Here is a 15,816-nt window from a genome sequence, read left to right as displayed (position 1 = left end):
TCGGATGGGGCTGCAAACCCCAAGCAAAATGGGCTTTTGCAGGCAGTTTGCTACTCGTTTGCCGCTTGTTTGCAGGCAGATTTCTTCAGTCTGTCGAGACCCGGCCATCGCGGACGGTGATCATCTGCGCGCGATCACCCAAAGCCTCGAACAGCAGGCGATCGGTGCCGGTCAAAAAGCACTGCGTGCCGAGCCCATCAAGGGCCGAAAACAGCGCCCGGCGCCGGTCGGGATCGAGGTGGGCAGCGATCTCGTCGAGCAAGAGGAACGGGGTGATCCCGGTCCGCAGCTTGACCAGACGGGCATGGGCGAGGATCAGGCCAATCAGCAGGGCTTTCTGCTCACCGGTCGAGCCCAGGGCGGCCGGCATGGCTTTCTGGGCATAGGTGACGTCGAGATCGACCCGGTGTGGACCAGATATGGTGCGTCCGGCGGCGCGATCAACCCCGCGGGAGGCGCGCCAGAGGCTTGCCAGCGCCGTTTCGAGCGCGGCGGAGGAGGCTGGCTCCTCGCCCTGCTCGAACAGCGGCGTCAGCGCCAGATGGGCGGCGGGAAAACTCTGGTCGTCGAGGCTCTGCTCGATCAGCGCCTGCAGATGGGTCAGGCTATCGGTGCGGGCGAGATGGATGGAGGCGCCAAGCTCGGCCATCTGTGCTTCGACGGCCGAGAGCCAGCTCACATCGCCATTGTCTTCGAGCAGGCGATTGCGCTGGCGCATGGCCTTTTCATAATCGCCGACCGAGGCGGAATGCGACGGGATCAGCGTCGTCACCAGCCGGTCGAGAAAGCGCCGCCGGTCGCCGGCCGGGCCGGAGAACAGGCCGTCCATCGAGGGCGTCAGCCAGAGCACGCGGAGATAGTCGCTCATCGCTTCGATCGAGCGGGCATTGGCGCCATTGATGCGCACGCGCCGGCCGCCATCGGGCGAGGCGCCGGTGCCGATATCGGAGGGGCCATCATCGGTTTCGACGGTGGCGGCGACCGCCCAGGGCAGGTCCGAACCCTGGCTTTGCAGCGTGTCAAAGCTCGCCCCGCGCAACCCGCGGCCAGGCGACAGCACTGAGACGGCTTCGAGCAGGTTGGTCTTGCCAGCGCCATTGGGGCCGGTCAGCACGACATGGCGCGAATCGAGATCAAGCGCCGCCGCCGTGTAATTGCGGAAAGCGGTCAGGCGCAGGCGGGAGAGATAGCGGATCATTTATGCGGCCCCGCCCTGCGAGCGTAGCTCTCCGGGCCTAGTCGGCTTAAATCGCTCCACTGGAGCGATTTCCCCTTTGGGACGCCGCCTAGACGCGCATGGGCATCAGGACATAGAGCGCGCGGGTCTCGCCATCGTCCTTCACCAGCGTGGGGGACCCCGCGTCGTTGAACATGAAGACGGCGTTTTCGCTGCGGATCTGACCGATGATGTCGAGCAGGTAGCGGGCGTTGAAGCCGATCTCGAAACCGTCGGTGTCAAAATCCACCGCCAGCTCTTCGCTGGCCGTACCGTGGTCGGGATTGGTCACCGAGAGTTCGAGCAGGCCGTCCTTGGCCTGCAGCTTGACGGCCTTGCCGCCGCGATCCGACGCAATGGTCGAGACGCGATCGACGGCCGTGGCGAAGCTGGCGCGATCGACGTTCATCTGCTTGTCGTTGTTCTTGGGCGTCACCCGATCGTAGTCGGGGAAGGTGCCCTCGATCAGCTTGGAGAGCAGAACCACCGAGCCGACCGTAAAGCGGATCTTGGTGTCGGAGACTTCCACCGTCACGTCGCCATCGGCGCCGTCGAGCAGCTTCTGCACTTCGCCAACGGTCTTTTTCGGCACGATGATCCCGGGCATGCCCTTGGCGCCGGCGGGCGCCTCGATTTCGGCGCGGGCCATGCGGTGACCATCGGTGGCCACGGCACGCAGCACGGTGCCGATGTTGGAGACGTCCACCGTGTGGAAATAAATGCCGTTGAGATAGTAGCGCGTCTCCTCATTGGAGATGGCGAACTGGGTGCGCTCGATCAGCTCGCGCAAGGCCGAGGCGGGCATGGTGAATTCATGGCCAAAGGCGCCGGACTTGAGGTCCGGGAAACTGTCGGGGCTGAGGCAGGCCAGATTGAAGCGGGAGCGGCCGGAAGTGAGCACCATGTTCTCGCCGCCGTCGGTCTCGAGCTTGACCTCGGCACCATCGGAAAGCTTGCGGACGATTTCATAGAGCGTATGGGCCGGAACGGTCGTGGTACCGGGGGTCGAGACCATGGCCGGCACGCCTTCGGTGACCTCGATGTCGAGATCGGTGGCGCGCAGTTCGACCTTGTCGTCGGCGGCCTTGAACAGCACGTTGGCAAGGATCGGATAGGTATTCCGCCGCTCCACGACCCGGTGCACATGGCTCAGCGACTTGAGCAGATGATTGCGTTCCAGCGTGACTTTCATGCGGCATCTTCCTTGGCACTACGCGCTGCTCGCCTGCAGCAAAACCCCCGGCAAGCCGGGGGTTGGACATTTACAATTTCGTAAGGGATTAGCAAGGGCGTGGGCGTCGCAGGGGCAGGATATCCACGCTGACGGTTGATCCACCGAAGCTCCCCTCATCCGCCCTTCGGGCCCCTTCTCCCGCAAGGGGAGAAGGAAGGGTCTCTGGAATTCGTGCCCTTCGAGCATAGCTCTCCGTGCATTCGGTCCTAAAATCGCTCCACCGGAGCGATTTTGCGCAGAGCGCCGGACCTCACTCTTCCAGCATGCGCTTGAGCAGTTCGATTTCCTGCGCCAGTTCGACGTCGTCCTTGATCATCTGCTCGACCTTGCGGACCGAATGGAGGACCGTGGTGTGGTCGCGGCCGCCGAAGCGCCGGCCGATTTCGGGCAGCGAACGGCTGGTCAGGGCCTTGGCGAGGAACATGGCGATCTGGCGCGGGCGCACCACGTCGCGCGAGCGGCGGGCCGAGAGCAGTTCGTTGCGCGGCACCTTATAGTGGCGCGAGACGATCTTGAGGATGTCCTCAATGCGGACGCGGCGGGCTTCGCGCGCCCGGATCAGGTCGCCCAGGGTTTTCTCGGCCAGCGGAACCGTGATCAATTCGCCGGTCAGCTGGTTGGCAGCGACGAGGCGATTGACGGCACCATCGAGGTCGCGGCCATGGCTGATCACGGCGCGGGCGACATAGTCGATCACCGGAGCCGGGAAATGCATGCCGAAGCGGGCGGTGGCCTGGTCGGCGCGCCGCTGCACGATGGACTTGCGCAGGTCGAGATCAAAGCCCGAGATCGGGACCACAAGACCACCGGAGAGGCGCGAACGGATGCGCTCATCGATCATTTCGAGATCGCGCGGCGGCGCATCGCCAGCCACCACGACCTGCTTGGCGCCGGTGAGCAAAGTGCCGAGCGTATGGCCGAATTCGGTGGCCGACTTGCCCTGCAGGAACTGCATGTCGTCGATCAGCAGCAGGTCGACGCGGCGCAGCCAATCCTTGAAGCCGAGCGCCGACTGGCGCTGCACGGCGGCAATGAAGTGGTACATGAAGTGGTCGGCGGTCAGGTAGACGATGTTCTTGGTCGGATCGGCCGACTGCACTGCATGGGCGATGGCATTGAGCAGGTGCGACTTGCCGAGACCGACGGTGGAATGGATATAGACCGGATTGAAGGTTACGGTGTTGTTGGCAGCGGCGGCAGCGATCTGCTTGGCAACGCCGAGCGCCATTTCATTGGCTTCGCCGGGCACAAAGGTATCGAAGGTCATGCGCGGGTCGATGGAGCTGCCGGCCAGGGCATCGCCCTTGGCGGCGGAATTGTCGCGCACCAGGCGCGGCTGGGCCAGCTGCAGCGGCGCGGCAGGAGCGGCCGGGGTAGCGGAGGTTGCAGATGCCGTGGGGGCGGCGGGTTCGGCAACGGCCGGGGCAAGGCGCGGGCGGGCCTGGCCATTGACGCGCAAGGTCACCTGAATACGGGCGACCTCTTCATTGTCGAGACGGAAAGCCTCGAGAATGCGGTCGGCATAATTGGACTGCACCCAGGAGCAGAGGAAGCGCGTCGGGGCGGACAGATGCACCACGTCCTCGACCAGCTCTTCGAGTTCGAGACGGGCAAACCAGGACGCAAAGACATCTTCACCGACACCGGCCTTGAGACGCGCACGAACCCGGTTCCAGAGATCGCGCTGGCCTTCGGACGTATCGGTGCTTGTCATGACAGGAAGTTCGCCTTTGCTGGTCGGAAGAGAGGTGGAGGACTTGGACTGAACCCAATCATCCCCTCCGGCGGTTGCCTGTCGCATCATCTATTGCCCCAATTTCTGCTGTTCCGCCCGGCCCGCAAAGCCGCACGGTATTCTCAAATTTCTACTGCCTGCCAGCCCCGAGGGACCGACAAAGCTCCGCCATCACGTCCGCCGCAAGCGGACGTAAGTGTTCCGTCCGGCGGTTACCCACCGGCACCAAACCTAGACCTGTCGTGAACCCGGCCAGACTGGCCGAAGGCTTTGAACTATACCTTGCCGGCCCTGATCGGACCGGCTGCCAAGCGAGCTGCCAACACAACCTTCACCGATACAAACACCGCGGCATTGCTGCCGAGAAGCTAAAAACGACGCCCTGAATATGACCCCGCCAGCTGAGTGGGACACTCTGTTTTGGTGTCCTTTCCGCCGCTGACCAGTTCACTTTAGAGGGTCGGTTTTGGCCCCGCAACAGTGGAATCTGTAAAATGGGGGCTTGACTCTGAGGTTGTGTTTTTTGGTCCGTGAGGGCCGCCTAGGTAGGATCGATCAAGGCTCTGTGACTCAACAGAGAATCCCGTCACAAAGCCTCCAGAAGGGTAAAAATATTATTTCCGGAGAGGCCGGTTTTTATCTTTCGTCGGTGCGGCATGCCCCCGCAGGGAATGTCTGACATGTGCGCAAAGCATTGAGGGCATTGTACAAAATAGACAGTACGGGCTTGTACCGGCAGGGCGCTGTCGCCGTCACGCGTTCGACACAAAACTGTCAAACCGGAAAAAGCTTGCCCGAAGTCCTACCAAGAAAAAGGGCCCCAGCGGGGCCCAATTTCGATCACCTGCGGCAGCCAGTCAAGCGGCGCCGCGGCAGGAGTATCTTAGGCGCTCAGAGCCTTGACGCGGCTGTTGAGGCGGGAAATCTTGCGGGCCGCCAGGTTGGCATGAATGATGCCTTTGGTGGATGCGCGGTTGATTTCGGGAGCGGCTGCGTTCAGCGCGTCCATGGCAACCTTGTGGTCACCGGCAACAATGGCTTCTTCAACCTTGCGGATGAAGGTGCGGACGCGCGAACGGCGCGACTTGTTGACCGCGGTGCGGGCTTCGATCTTGCGGGTAGCCTTTTTGGCTGAAGGCGTATTGGCCATAACGGTCCTCTTTGCGTCCAACCGGCCGTTAGCGCTCGAAAGTCGCAGGCGTCCGGAGATAAAATGAAATCGGCGGCACATCGACTGCCGCCAAGTTGCGCGGTCTATAGGGGATGTAGGGGGGAGCGTCAACTGGATTCAGGCAGGGCGGGCATGCATGGCCAGCCTCATAGCGTGACTATAGTTTGCATCTTGCCCAGACGCGCCCCCCCCGACCCACAAGGGGGAGGGATAAGAGGCATCGAGTCCGCTGCACTCTCAATTCCCTCCCCTGAATGGGGAGGGCGGCCCCGGAGGGGTCGGGTGGGGTGATGACTGGGCAATATCTACCCTTCAAGGCTTCTTCTGGCACACCGGACAGAAGAAGGTCGAGCGGCCGGATTGGACGATGCGCTCCACTGTCCCGGTACAGAGCGGCGTTGGGCAGGGTTCGCCTTCGCGGTCGTAGACGGCAAAGCGGTGCTGGAAATAGCCCGAGCCGCCATCGGCATTGCGGAAGTCGCGCAAGGTCGAGCCGCCGACCTCGATGGCTTCAATGAGCACCTGCCGCACAGCACTGGCGAGATCTTCCAGCGCCGCCTTGGGCTTGCCCTTGGCGGTGACCAGTGTTCCGGCGAGGACGGTCGGCAGGATGTGGCTGCGATGCAAAGCCTCGGCAACATAGATATTGCCCAGCCCCGCCACGACGCGCTGGTCGAGCAAAGCCGCTTTGATCGGCGTTTTCTTGGCCTTGAATTTTTCCGCCATTTCATCGGCATTGAAATCATTGCCAAGCGGCTCGGGGCCGAGGTCCTTGAGATAGGGGCTGTCGGCAATGTCATCATAGAGATCAATGAAGCCGAAGCGGCGTGGATCGGCATAGATCAGGTGGCTCTTGCCGTGCTTGGGATGGGAAATGTCCCAGACCATATGGTCATGGTTGGGCTGCTCGCCCGGTTCATAGTAGCGCGGTGGCTTGTCGATCCCGTGTTCGGCAAAGCGCCAGGAGCCGGTCATGCCGAGATGGCTGAGCACGGTCTTGCCATTGTCGAGCTGGATCAGCAGGTATTTGGCGCGACGGGAGGCCGAGACAATGGTGGCGCCTTCGATCGCCTTGGCCAGGCCTTCGGGGAAGGGAAAGCGCAGGTTGGCACGGTTGAGCGTCACCTTCTCTATACGTGCGCCGACAATCCAGGGTTCAAGACCACGGCGGACCGTTTCGACCTCGGGCAGTTCGGGCATGTTTGACCTGTGCTTTAATGTGCCATGGCAATGCGGCGGCGGGTTGAATATGGTGCGCGCCAAGACAAACCTATAGGCGATTGCCATGACCGACGCGCAAGAAACCACTCATTTCGGCGAGCAGACCGTGGCCATGGATGACAAGCAGGGCATGGTCAATGCCGTGTTCCACAATGTCGCCGACCGCTATGACCTGATGAACGACCTGATGAGCGCCGGGGTTCACCGGCTCTGGAAGGACGCCATGGTCAACGAGCTGGCGCCGCCCAAGACGGGATCGCGGCCCTGGCGGGTGCTGGATATGGCGGGCGGCACCGGCGACATCGGCGAGCGCATCGTCAATGCCTCGGTCGGCTATGCCGAAGTGGTCGTCTCAGACATCAATACCGACATGCTGCGGGTCGGCGCCGAGCGGGCCAAGAGTTGGCGCTATCCGGCGCAGGCGAGTTTCGTCGAAGCCAATGCCGAAGAGCTGCCCTTCGAGGACAACAGCTTTGACGCCTATACGATCGCCTTCGGCATTCGCAATGTGCCGCGCGTGCAGAAGGCGCTGGACGAGGCGCATCGCGTGCTGAAGCGCGGCGGGCGGCTGCTGGTGCTGGAATTTTCGCAGGTGGACGTGCCGGGCTTCGACGCCTTCTACAAGCTCTATTCCGACCGACTGATCCCGCCGATGGGCAAGGTCGTCACCGGCGACAGCCAGCCGTACCAGTATTTCATCGAGTCGATCCGCAAGTTCCCCAATCCGGCGGCCTTCTCGGGCATGGTGGCACAGGCCGGCTTCAAGCGGGTCAAGCACACGAGCTTCACCGGCAATATCGCCACGCTGTTTTCCGGGTGGAAGCTCTAGCCCATGATCCTCTCTGCCTATTTTCGCCTGATCCGGGCCGGCTATGTCCTGGCCCGCGAGGGGGCGCTGTCGATCGTGCAGGAATTGCCGCCGGCATTGGCGCCGTTGAAATTCGGCATCTGGCTGGGGCGGCTGGTGGAGCGGCCCAGCGTGCGCAAGACGGGGCATGTCGAGCGGCTGAACAAGGCGCTCAACCGGCTCGGGCCGACCTATGTGAAGTTCGGCCAGACACTGGCCACCCGCCCGGATGTGGTGGGGCCGCGCGTCGCCAACGACCTGGCCGGCCTGCAGGACAAGATGGCGCCGTTTGATCCGGCGCTGGTGCCGGGGATCCTGCTCGCCGCGCTCGGGCCCAAGGCGGCCGAGATCACCGAGCTGTCGGCTCCCATCGCGGCGGCGTCGATTGCGCAGGTGCATCGGGCCAAGCTCAGGCCGGCCGGTGGATTGCCCAAGACAGTGGCCGTGAAAGTGCTGCGGCCGGGCGTCGAGACGCGGTTCATGGCCGATATCGAGAGCTTTTATGCCGTAGCGCGGCTGGCCGATCGCTTTGTTCCCTCCACCAAGCGGCTGCGGCCGGTGGAGGTGGTGGAGACGCTGGACCGCTCGGCGCGGCTGGAGCTGGACCTGCGGCTCGAAGCGGCCGCCATTTCGGAAATGGCCGAGAACATCAAGGATGACGAGGGCTTCGTCATCCCGTCGGTGTCCTGGGACCAGGTGGCGCAGAATGTGCTGACCACGACCTGGGTCGATGGCATTCCGATCCGCGATCATGCGGCGCTGGACGCCGCCGGGGTGGACCGCAAGGCGCTGGCCTCCAAACTGTTGCAGAGCTTTTTGAAGCATGCCATTCGCGACGGCTTTTTCCATGCCGACATGCATCCTGGCAATCTGTTTGCCGATCCGAGGACCGGCGATGTGATCGCCGTGGATTTCGGCATCATGGGCCGGATCAATCGCAAGGAACGCCGCTTCCTTGCCGACATTCTCTACGGCTTCATCACCCGCAATTATCGCCTGGTCGCGGAGCGGCATTTCGATATCGGCTATGTGCCCAAGGACCAGTCGGTCGACGATTTCGCGCTGGCGATAAGGTCGATTGGTGAACCTCTCCATGGCCGCACCGCCAGCGATATTTCCATGGCCAAGGTGCTGGGCCAGCTGTTCACCATCACCGACCTGTTCTCGATGCAGACCCGGCCCGAGCTGGTGCTGCTGCAGAAGTCGATGGTGCTGGTGGAAGGCGTGGCGCGGGCGCTGGATCCCGATCTCGATATCTGGACCGTGGCCGAGCCGGTGGTGGGCGACTGGCTGCGCAAGGAAGCGGGGCCGCTTGGCCGCATCCAGGACCTCAAAGATCATTTCGAGACCATTGCCGAAGCGGCCGGCCGGCTGCCGGTGATTGCGGCGCAGGCCGAACTGGCGCTGGCCGATTATCATGCCGGCAAGATGGCGCCGCGCGATCCGCTGATGCGCGGGGCCATCCTCGTATTGATGGCGATCGGCGGCGTGACGCTGCTGGTCGCGCTGTGGCGGCTCGTAACGCTATGATGCCGGGCAAGGTTTTCGGCTTCCTGCTGCTTGCCATGAGCCTTGCCGGCTGCGTCGATGCCAAGCTGGATGTGGCGCTCACAGGCGCCAACACGGCCAAGGCGTCGCTGCTGCAGGAGATGCGGCCGGATTCCTTCACGGCGGTGTCGCTGGCGGATACGCTTGGCGAGACGGAGTGGCGCGCGGCGGTCAAGGCTGTCGGCGATGCCACGCTGGCCAAGAAGGAAGCCGAAGAAGCCGGCAAGGACGCGTCGGACATTGTCATTCCGCCGCTCCCGCCTTTCTATCAGCCGCTGGCGGCAAAGTTCTGCACCAGTGGTGGCCTGCTGAAGCGCGTCGATGGTGGCGCCAGCTGTATCGAGACCGGCGAAGGCGCGTTTGGCGATATCGCGCTGGGTCCGCTGCAGCAGCCGCTGACCTTTACCCCGGAAGGCGACGGCCTCATCCGCATCGCGCTCCCCACGCAGCAATTGCTCGACGCGGTGCGGCCGGACATGGTGCTGACACCCGATATTGAAGCTATTATCCCCGCGCTGTTTGCCAACCGCCGGATTTCCATCCGCTTCTCCGGCGCCGAAGTGACCGAGACCAATATGACCCTTGCCAAGGACGGGCTGTCGGCCAGCCAGGATATTGCCATTCTCGACCTGATTTCGGGCAAGTCCGAGCTACCGGATGAATTCTATGCCGTGGTGCGGGCGCCATGAGTGTTGGGATCAAGCTGATCTGGTTGCCGCATGGCGAGGGCCTGCCCCTGCCGCGCCAGCAGACCGCCGGCGCTGCCGGGCTCGACCTGGCCGCGGCGCTGGGTCCCGACGAGGTGCTCAGCATAGCGCCGGGCGATTATGCCAAAATCCCGACCGGGCTGGCCATCGCTTTGCCCGAGGGTTTTGAGGCGCAGGTCCGTCCGCGCTCGGGACTTGCGGCCAAGCATGGCGTGACGGTGCTCAACAGTCCGGGCACGGTGGATGCCGATTATCGCGGTGAAGTCATGGTATTGTTGATCAACCATGGCAAGCAGGCCTTCGAGGTGCGGCGCGGCGAGCGTATCGCGCAAATGGTGGTGGCGCCGGTGAGCACGGTGACGCTGGTGGAAGTCGAGGCGCTGGATGAGACGACACGGGGTGAAGGCGGGCATGGGTCGACTGGTCGCTAGTCTGTTTGTCCTACTGACCATGGCCATCCCGGCATGGGCCGGCGATCGTGCCCTGCTCGATGTCATCGGCTATTCCGAGGATGCGCGCTATTTCGCCTTCGAGGAATTCGGCATCCAGGACGGTTCTGGCTTTGCCTATTCGTCGATCTATGTGGTCGATCTCAGCTCGGATTCCTGGGTGATCGGCACGCCGATCAAGCTGGTGGCCGAGGATGAGGCGGAAACCTTGCAGCAATTGCGCGCCAAAGTGCAGGCACAGGCGGCCGGGCAGCTCGGCGAGCTGGGCGTGGATGTGCCGGCGGAATTGGTGGCGTTGGTCGGCGATGGGGTGCCGGAGAATGACGGCCAAGTGCTGCGCTTCGGCGCGCCGGGCTATGGCCCGGGCGAAGTCAGCGGTGACCACGAGCTCCTGCTGTCGACCTTTCCCACCACGGCTGTGTCACCCTGCGCGGAGTGGTTCGCCGTCGATCCGCTGGGCTATGCCCTCTCCATCACCGAGGGTGAGGGCGAACGGCTTGTGCATCGCGACGGCAACCTGCCGCGGTCGCGCGGCTGCCCGACCGGCTATCGCCTCTATGGCGTCGCCCTGCCCTTCCAAGCGCAGGATGTGGCTGATGCCGTGGTGCTGATCTCGGTCTATCCCGGTGGCTTCGAGGGGCCGGACCGGCGCTTCATCGCGGTGCCGCTTGGCCAGTGACCCGCTCTCGCCCGAAGAAACACGGCGCTACGCCCGCCACCTGACCCTCAAGGGCATGGGCGGCACGGGCCAGCAGGCGCTGAAACGGGCGAAAGTTCTGGTGGTCGGGGCGGGCGGGCTTGGCAGTCCGGTGGTGGCCTATCTGGCCGGGGCTGGCGTCGGCACATTGGGCGTTATCGATCATGACGCGGTGTCACTGACGAACCTGCATCGGCAGATCATCCATACCGAAATCGGGACGAACAAGGCGAGGAGTGCCGGGCAATTCGCCCATGCGCTGAACCCGCATGTGAGTGTGATGGTGCATGAAGAACGGCTGGCTGCTGGCAATGTCGCCGCTTTGCTTTCCGTCTGTGACCTCGTACTCGACGGCACCGACAATCTTGTCACCCGCCGTCTCGTCGCCGACACCGCAGAAAGCCTCGGCCTGCCGCTGGTGTCCGGCGCTGTGTCGATGTTCGACGGCCAGGTGACTGTCTTCGCCCCCGGCGGCCCGCGCTTTTCGGACCTCTATCCCGCCGACGCCGACGACGCCGACCTGCCCTCCTGCGAAGCCACCGGCATCCTCGGCCCGCTGACCGGCGTCATCGGCACGCTGATGGCCATGGAGGCGATCAAGCTGCTGACCGGCATCGGCACCCCATTGATCGGCCGAGTGCTGACCTATGACGGCAAGGATGGGCGGTTTAGTGAGTTCAGCTACTAACTCGCGGCCAGTCCCACACTCGGTGTCACCCCGGCCTTGAGCCGGGGCCCATCCTGAGATCGTGCCACGGCCGCAAGGTCGATCGAACGAGCCACCTTGCGGCAGACCAGAGATCTCGAGATGGGTCCCGGCCTTCGCCGGGATGACATCGTGGGTGTGGCGCCGCTAGGGCACGCCGCAGATGGAGGGCCTTAGCCCCTAGGCGTCCGGATGCTTGAACACCAGGGCGGCATTGGTGCCGCCGAAGCCGAAGGAATTGGACAGCACCACGCCCAGATCGACATCGTCGCGGCGCTGGCGCAGGATGTTCATGTCTTCAAACGCCGGGTCGAGGGTCTCGATATTGGCGCTTTCGGCGATGAAGCGGTGCTTCATCATCAGGATCGAATAGATCGATTCATGGACGCCGGTGGCGCCCTGGCTATGTCCGGTCAGCGACTTGGTGGCCGAAATGGGCGGGCACTTGTCCTCGTTGCCGAACAGCGCCCGGATCGCCTCGATCTCGCGCAGATCGCCGACGGGCGTGGAGGTGGCATGCGGATTGATATAGTCGACCTTCTGGCCAACATTCTTCAGCGCCATGCGCATGCAGCGCTCGGCGCCTTCGCCGGAGGGGGCGACCATGTCGAGGCCGTCGGAGGTCGCGCCATAGCCAATCAGTTCGGCCCAGATTTTCGCGCCACGCGCCTTGGCATGTTCGTATTCTTCCAGCACCAGAACGCCGGCACCGCCCGAAATGACGAAGCCGTCGCGGTTGGCGTCATAGGCGCGCGAGGCCTTTTCCGGCGTCGCATTATAGTCCGAGCTCATCGCGCCCATGGCGTCGAACAGGTCTGACAGCGTCCAGTCGAGGTCCTCGTGGCCGCCGGCAAAGACGATGTCCTGCTTGCCCATGATGATCTGTTCCATGGCATTGCCGATGCAATGCTTGGACGTCGCGCAGGCGGCGGTGATGGTATAGTTGATGCCCTTGATGCCGAAGGGCGTGGCCAGTGTCGCCGAGGCGGTCGAGCCCATGGCTTTCGGCACGGCCAGCGGCCCGATGCGCTTGGGCGAAGTGTTCTTGCGGGTGATGTCGGCGGCTTCGACGATGGTGCGGGTCGAGGCGCCACCGGAGCCCATGACGATGCCGGTCATCGGGTTGGAAATATCGGACTGTTCCAGGCCCGCATCGGCAATGGCCTGCTGCATGGCGAGATAATTCCAGGCCGCGCCCTTGCCCATGAAGCGGGTGACGCGACGGTCGAGAATTTCGAACGGATCGAGAATCGGATCGCCCTTGACCTGCGAACGGAAGCCGAGCTCGGCATAGTCGGGGGCGGCGATGATGCCGGGCTTGGCGGCGCGCAGGCTGGCCGTGACCTCGTCCAGCGTATTGCCGATCGAGGAAATGATACCCATGCCGGTGACGACAACTCGTCTCATCGTGGCCTCGCTCTTTTCGTTCGTACTACGGGCGCCTTGGCGACGGCGCCTCTTTATGGTTGCGATCGGACCGGATTAAGGCCGGTCAGGCGCTCTTCTGCTCACTCATCTGTGTGTCGGTGAACAGGCCAACGCGCAGATTGGCGGCTTCATAGATCACCTTGCCATCGGCCTTGACCCAGCCGTCGGCGATGCCGAGCGTCAGGCGCCCCTTCATGACGCGCTTGAGGTCGATGCCATATTCGACCAGCTTGACGTCATCGGTGACCTGACCGGTGAACTTGATCTCGCCACCCAAAGCGCGACCGCGACCGGGCTGGCCGATCCAGCTGAGGAAAAAGCCGGTCATCTGCCAGATGGCGTCGAGGCCGAGGCAGCCGGGCATCACCGGATCGCCGATGAAATGGCACTTGAAGAACCAGAGGTCCGGATTGACGTCGAGCTCGGCGCGCACCAGGCCCTTGCCATGGGCGCCGCCGGTCTCGGAAATATCGGTGATGCGATCGAACATCAGCATCGGGGGCGCCGGCAGGCGCGCGTCGCCCTGGCCCGGCAATTCGCCGCGGCCATGCGCCAGCAGTTCTTCATACCCAAATGCGTTTTGCCGCTCGGCCATGCTCGATAACCCCGGTTAACCTTTGTCAGGTCTCGTATAGGCGCGCGCAAAGGGGGTCAAGTCAGCCGTCCTGCGGCTTTGTGAGCATTAAAGCCTCTATTGCGAAGCATTTGCACAGGGGCAAGCCTGCGGCATACCAAGCGCTTGTGTGAAATTTATGTGATAGTTATAAGGAAGCCAGTAATTTCCGGCCCTTTCGTCTTCAGGACCCAATGACCGATCGTATTCAACCTCTCCGTCCGCTGCCCTCGCACAAGCCCTGCCTGACCGCGGTGCTGCGCATGGCGGGCCTGCGCCCGACCCGCCAGCGCGTCGCCCTGGCCGAACTGCTGTTCGGCGGACCGCATCGCCACGTCAGCGCCGAGCAGCTGCATGGCGAGGCCACCGAGGCCAAGGTCGGGGTGTCGCTGGCGACGATCTACAATACGCTGCACCAGTTCCACGAAGCTGGTCTGCTGCGCGAAGTGGCCGTCGATGCCTCGCGCTCCTATTTCGACACCGACACCTCGGACCACCACCACTTCTACGTCGAAGACGAGCAGCGGATGATCGACATCCCGGCGTCTTCGGTCGAATTCCTCAGCCTGCCCGAAGCCCCCAAGGGAATGAAGGTCAGCCATGTCGACGTGGTGATCCGGGTACGGAAGGCGCAGGGGTAACCCTTGTAGTCAGGCCGGCGGAGAGTTATATTTGGATATAACTTAGGAGCCGTGCCATGCCTGCTGCAAAGCTTCGAAAAGTTGGTGGGTCGGCCATGTTGGCCATTCCACCTGAAATGCTCCAGACCATGAGCGTCAGCGTGGGCGCCATGTTCGATGTCAGCATCGAGGGTGGCGCACTGGTTGCGAGGCCGACCAAACCGAAATATTCGCTCAAGCAATTGCTGGACGAGGAAAAGGCAGCCGGCATCACACCCCTGTCTGAGGCCGATCAGGCCTGGCTGGATGAGCCGCCCGTTGGGCGCGAGACGTGGTAAGGAAGCAGGCGCCCGAGCGCGGTGACATCTATCACCTCGACCTGCGCCCCTCGTCAGGCCGTGAGCAAACTGGCAAGCACTATGTGCTGATCCTCACCAGCCGCGACTACAACCTGACCCACCTGCCCTATGTCGCCCCGATTACCACGGTGGGCAATGCCTCGCGCGCCGGTGGCACCTATGTAAGCCTTTCCGGCGCAGGCACATCGGTCACCGGCATCATCCAGCTTGATCAGGTCAAGGCAGTCGATCTATTGGCGCGAAACGGCAGCAAGACGGGCGAGAGCGTGCCTGCGACGCTGATGGATGATGTGCTGGCGCGGTTTTCGTCGATCTTCGAATAGGCCTGTCCAGCCCCTCGACCCGGCTAAATCGCCATCCGCTCCGGTGACAGGCGCCATTGCGTGCCCCATATTGAGCGCTGTCGATAACAGCCTCAAGGGTGGCCAATGAGCCAGAAGGTCAATCTGAACGCCTATTTCGAGCGAATCGGCTTTGCCGGATCGATCGCCCCGACCTTGGCGACGCTCGAAACCATCCAGGCGCTGCATCCCGCCGCCATTCCGTTCGAAAATCTCAATCCATTGCTCGGCCTGCCGGTCGAGCTGGAGCTGAAGGCCATCCAGGCCAAGCTGCTGACCGAGCGGCGCGGCGGCTATTGCTATGAGCATAATCTGCTGCTCGGCGCGGTGCTGCGCGAGCTCGATTTCACTGTGCGCAGGCTTGCCGCGCGGGTGCTGTGGAACAATCCCGAGGGCGCCAGCCGGCCTGCCACGCATATGGTGCTGGCCGTCGAGATGGGAGGCACCAGCTATCTGGTCGATGCCGGTTTTGGCGGCATGACACCGACGGCCCCGCTCAAGCTGCGCGCCGATACCGAACAGGCAACGCCGCATGGGCTCTATCGCCTGACCGGCGGCCAGCCCGGCTGGGTGCTAGAGGCGCAGATCGAGGGCGAGTGGAAGCCGCTCTATGCGTTCGACCTGGTGGAACAGTCTGACGAGAATTATGCCGAGGCCAATCGCCAGGTGTCCACAAATCCGGAATCGCCCTTCACGTTCCAGCTGCGCGTGGCGCTGTCGCCGCCGGGCAAGCGGCTGGCGCTGCTCAACAACCGCTTCACTACCCATGTTGCCGGTGAGCCATCCGAGGTGCGGGAGCTGACCAGCGTGGCGGAGATTCGTGAGGTGCTGAGCACCACCTTCGGCATTCAGCTGCCCGCGGCGGACCTGCTCGATCCCAAGCTCGAGGTTCTTCTGGCCGATGCCGGCGTGACGGAGATCTGA

17 protein-coding genes are annotated in these 15,816 nt (G+C 63.3%); 10 read left to right on the top strand and 7 right to left on the bottom strand.

Going from position 1 to position 15,816, the window contains the following annotated elements; translation table 11 throughout:
* Positions 1-85 precede the first annotated feature (85 nt).
* The 5 genes from recF to mutM form a co-directional block, all read right to left on the bottom strand.
* The gene (recF, locus tag BM045_RS00910) at positions 86-1,198 is read right to left on the bottom strand and encodes a DNA replication/repair protein RecF (RefSeq protein WP_092179134.1); all 1,113 of its coding nucleotides are present in this window, start codon (positions 1,196-1,198) and stop codon (positions 86-88) included.
* An 88-nt stretch (positions 1,199-1,286) separates the two neighbouring features.
* Complete coding sequence (gene dnaN / locus BM045_RS00905) at positions 1,287-2,408, bottom strand: DNA polymerase III subunit beta (RefSeq protein ID WP_092179133.1); 1,122 nt, start codon at positions 2,406-2,408, stop codon at positions 1,287-1,289.
* Between the two features lie 292 nt (positions 2,409-2,700).
* A complete protein-coding gene (dnaA, locus tag BM045_RS00900) occupies positions 2,701-4,164 on the bottom strand; it encodes a chromosomal replication initiator protein DnaA (protein ID WP_092179132.1) in 1,464 nt (487 codons plus the stop codon).
* A 904-nt stretch (positions 4,165-5,068) separates the two neighbouring features.
* A complete protein-coding gene (rpsT, locus tag BM045_RS00895; RefSeq protein WP_092179131.1) occupies positions 5,069-5,335 on the bottom strand; it encodes a 30S ribosomal protein S20 in 267 nt (88 codons plus the stop codon).
* Positions 5,336-5,668: 333 nt separating this feature from the next.
* The gene (mutM, locus tag BM045_RS00890; RefSeq protein WP_092179130.1) at positions 5,669-6,556 is read right to left on the bottom strand and encodes a bifunctional DNA-formamidopyrimidine glycosylase/DNA-(apurinic or apyrimidinic site) lyase; all 888 of its coding nucleotides are present in this window, start codon (positions 6,554-6,556) and stop codon (positions 5,669-5,671) included.
* 85 nt (positions 6,557-6,641) lie between these two features.
* Here mutM and ubiE point away from each other — a divergent pair, with 85 nt between their 5' ends.
* The 6 genes from ubiE to BM045_RS00860 are packed head-to-tail and all read left to right on the top strand — an operon-like array spanning position 6,642 to position 11,513.
* Complete coding sequence (gene ubiE / locus BM045_RS00885) at positions 6,642-7,406, top strand: bifunctional demethylmenaquinone methyltransferase/2-methoxy-6-polyprenyl-1,4-benzoquinol methylase UbiE (protein WP_092179129.1); 765 nt, start codon at positions 6,642-6,644, stop codon at positions 7,404-7,406.
* Positions 7,407-7,409: 3 nt separating this feature from the next.
* Positions 7,410-8,954, top strand: a complete 1,545-nt coding sequence (gene ubiB, locus BM045_RS00880; RefSeq protein ID WP_092179128.1) for a 2-polyprenylphenol 6-hydroxylase — start codon at positions 7,410-7,412, stop codon at positions 8,952-8,954.
* Positions 8,954-9,661: a hypothetical protein gene (locus BM045_RS00875; RefSeq protein WP_092179127.1), complete on the top strand. Its 708-nt coding sequence runs from the start codon at positions 8,954-8,956 to the stop codon at positions 9,659-9,661. The genes ubiB and BM045_RS00875 overlap by 1 nt, the downstream gene beginning before the upstream one ends.
* Entirely contained in the window at positions 9,658-10,110 is a 453-nt protein-coding gene (gene dut, locus BM045_RS00870; protein WP_092179126.1) for a dUTP diphosphatase, read from the top strand. Before BM045_RS00875 ends, dut begins: the two co-directional genes overlap by 4 nt.
* Positions 10,091-10,807, top strand: coding sequence for a DUF2259 domain-containing protein (locus BM045_RS00865; protein WP_170848318.1), 717 nt, complete (start codon positions 10,091-10,093; stop codon positions 10,805-10,807). Before dut ends, BM045_RS00865 begins: the two co-directional genes overlap by 20 nt.
* Positions 10,797-11,513: a HesA/MoeB/ThiF family protein gene (locus tag BM045_RS00860; RefSeq protein ID WP_092179124.1), complete on the top strand. Its 717-nt coding sequence runs from the start codon at positions 10,797-10,799 to the stop codon at positions 11,511-11,513. Before BM045_RS00865 ends, BM045_RS00860 begins: the two co-directional genes overlap by 11 nt.
* Before the next feature lie 198 nt (positions 11,514-11,711).
* On the opposite strand, the gene fabB is transcribed toward BM045_RS00860, so the two are convergent.
* Together fabB and fabA are read right to left on the bottom strand one after the other, a co-directional pair.
* Entirely contained in the window at positions 11,712-12,938 is a 1,227-nt protein-coding gene (gene fabB / locus BM045_RS00855) for a beta-ketoacyl-ACP synthase I (RefSeq protein WP_092179123.1), read from the bottom strand.
* A gap of 85 nt (positions 12,939-13,023) precedes the next feature.
* The gene (gene fabA, locus BM045_RS00850; RefSeq protein WP_092179122.1) at positions 13,024-13,554 is read right to left on the bottom strand and encodes a 3-hydroxyacyl-[acyl-carrier-protein] dehydratase FabA; all 531 of its coding nucleotides are present in this window, start codon (positions 13,552-13,554) and stop codon (positions 13,024-13,026) included.
* A gap of 212 nt (positions 13,555-13,766) precedes the next feature.
* Here fabA and irrA point away from each other — a divergent pair, with 212 nt between their 5' ends.
* The 4 genes from irrA to BM045_RS00830 all read left to right on the top strand — a co-directional run bounded on the left by irrA (position 13,767) and on the right by BM045_RS00830 (position 15,816).
* Entirely contained in the window at positions 13,767-14,213 is a 447-nt protein-coding gene (gene irrA, locus BM045_RS00845) for an iron response transcriptional regulator IrrA (RefSeq protein WP_092179121.1), read from the top strand.
* Positions 14,214-14,269: 56 nt separating this feature from the next.
* Entirely contained in the window at positions 14,270-14,530 is a 261-nt protein-coding gene (locus BM045_RS00840) for an AbrB/MazE/SpoVT family DNA-binding domain-containing protein (protein WP_139198663.1), read from the top strand.
* Complete coding sequence (locus tag BM045_RS00835) at positions 14,524-14,874, top strand: type II toxin-antitoxin system PemK/MazF family toxin (protein ID WP_092179119.1); 351 nt, start codon at positions 14,524-14,526, stop codon at positions 14,872-14,874. Before BM045_RS00840 ends, BM045_RS00835 begins: the two co-directional genes overlap by 7 nt.
* Positions 14,875-14,979: 105 nt before the next feature.
* A complete protein-coding gene (locus BM045_RS00830) occupies positions 14,980-15,816 on the top strand; it encodes an arylamine N-acetyltransferase family protein (RefSeq protein WP_092179118.1) in 837 nt (278 codons plus the stop codon).

Origin of the sequence: Devosia sp. YR412 (genome assembly GCF_900110945.1) — a bacterium.
GTDB lineage: Bacteria > Pseudomonadota > Alphaproteobacteria > Rhizobiales > Devosiaceae > Devosia.
The sequence above is the reverse complement of the archived record's forward strand: the minus strand, read 5'-3'. Positions and strand labels throughout refer to the sequence as shown.

What these genes read in the sequence shown, in the direction of transcription:
- recF (WP_092179134.1), bottom strand. Translation starts at nt 1,198, where the DNA reads ATGATCCGCTATCTCTCCCGCCTGCGCCTGACCGCTTTCCGCAATTAC.
- dnaN (WP_092179133.1), bottom strand. Translation starts at nt 2,408, where the DNA reads ATGAAAGTCACGCTGGAACGCAATCATCTGCTCAAGTCGCTGAGCCAT.
- dnaA (WP_092179132.1), bottom strand. Translation starts at nt 4,164, where the DNA reads ATGACAAGCACCGATACGTCCGAAGGCCAGCGCGATCTCTGGAACCGG.
- rpsT (WP_092179131.1), bottom strand. Translation starts at nt 5,335, where the DNA reads ATGGCCAATACGCCTTCAGCCAAAAAGGCTACCCGCAAGATCGAAGCC.
- mutM (WP_092179130.1), bottom strand. Translation starts at nt 6,556, where the DNA reads ATGCCCGAACTGCCCGAGGTCGAAACGGTCCGCCGTGGTCTTGAACCC.
- ubiE (WP_092179129.1), top strand. Translation starts at nt 6,642, where the DNA reads ATGACCGACGCGCAAGAAACCACTCATTTCGGCGAGCAGACCGTGGCC.
- ubiB (WP_092179128.1), top strand. Translation starts at nt 7,410, where the DNA reads ATGATCCTCTCTGCCTATTTTCGCCTGATCCGGGCCGGCTATGTCCTG.
- BM045_RS00875 (WP_092179127.1), top strand. Translation starts at nt 8,954, where the DNA reads ATGCCGGGCAAGGTTTTCGGCTTCCTGCTGCTTGCCATGAGCCTTGCC.
- dut (WP_092179126.1), top strand. Translation starts at nt 9,658, where the DNA reads ATGAGTGTTGGGATCAAGCTGATCTGGTTGCCGCATGGCGAGGGCCTG.
- BM045_RS00865 (WP_170848318.1), top strand. Translation starts at nt 10,091, where the DNA reads ATGGGTCGACTGGTCGCTAGTCTGTTTGTCCTACTGACCATGGCCATC.
- fabB (WP_092179123.1), bottom strand. Translation starts at nt 12,938, where the DNA reads ATGAGACGAGTTGTCGTCACCGGCATGGGTATCATTTCCTCGATCGGC.
- fabA (WP_092179122.1), bottom strand. Translation starts at nt 13,554, where the DNA reads ATGGCCGAGCGGCAAAACGCATTTGGGTATGAAGAACTGCTGGCGCAT.
- irrA (WP_092179121.1), top strand. Translation starts at nt 13,767, where the DNA reads ATGACCGATCGTATTCAACCTCTCCGTCCGCTGCCCTCGCACAAGCCC.
- BM045_RS00840 (WP_139198663.1), top strand. Translation starts at nt 14,270, where the DNA reads ATGCCTGCTGCAAAGCTTCGAAAAGTTGGTGGGTCGGCCATGTTGGCC.
- BM045_RS00830 (WP_092179118.1), top strand. Translation starts at nt 14,980, where the DNA reads ATGAGCCAGAAGGTCAATCTGAACGCCTATTTCGAGCGAATCGGCTTT.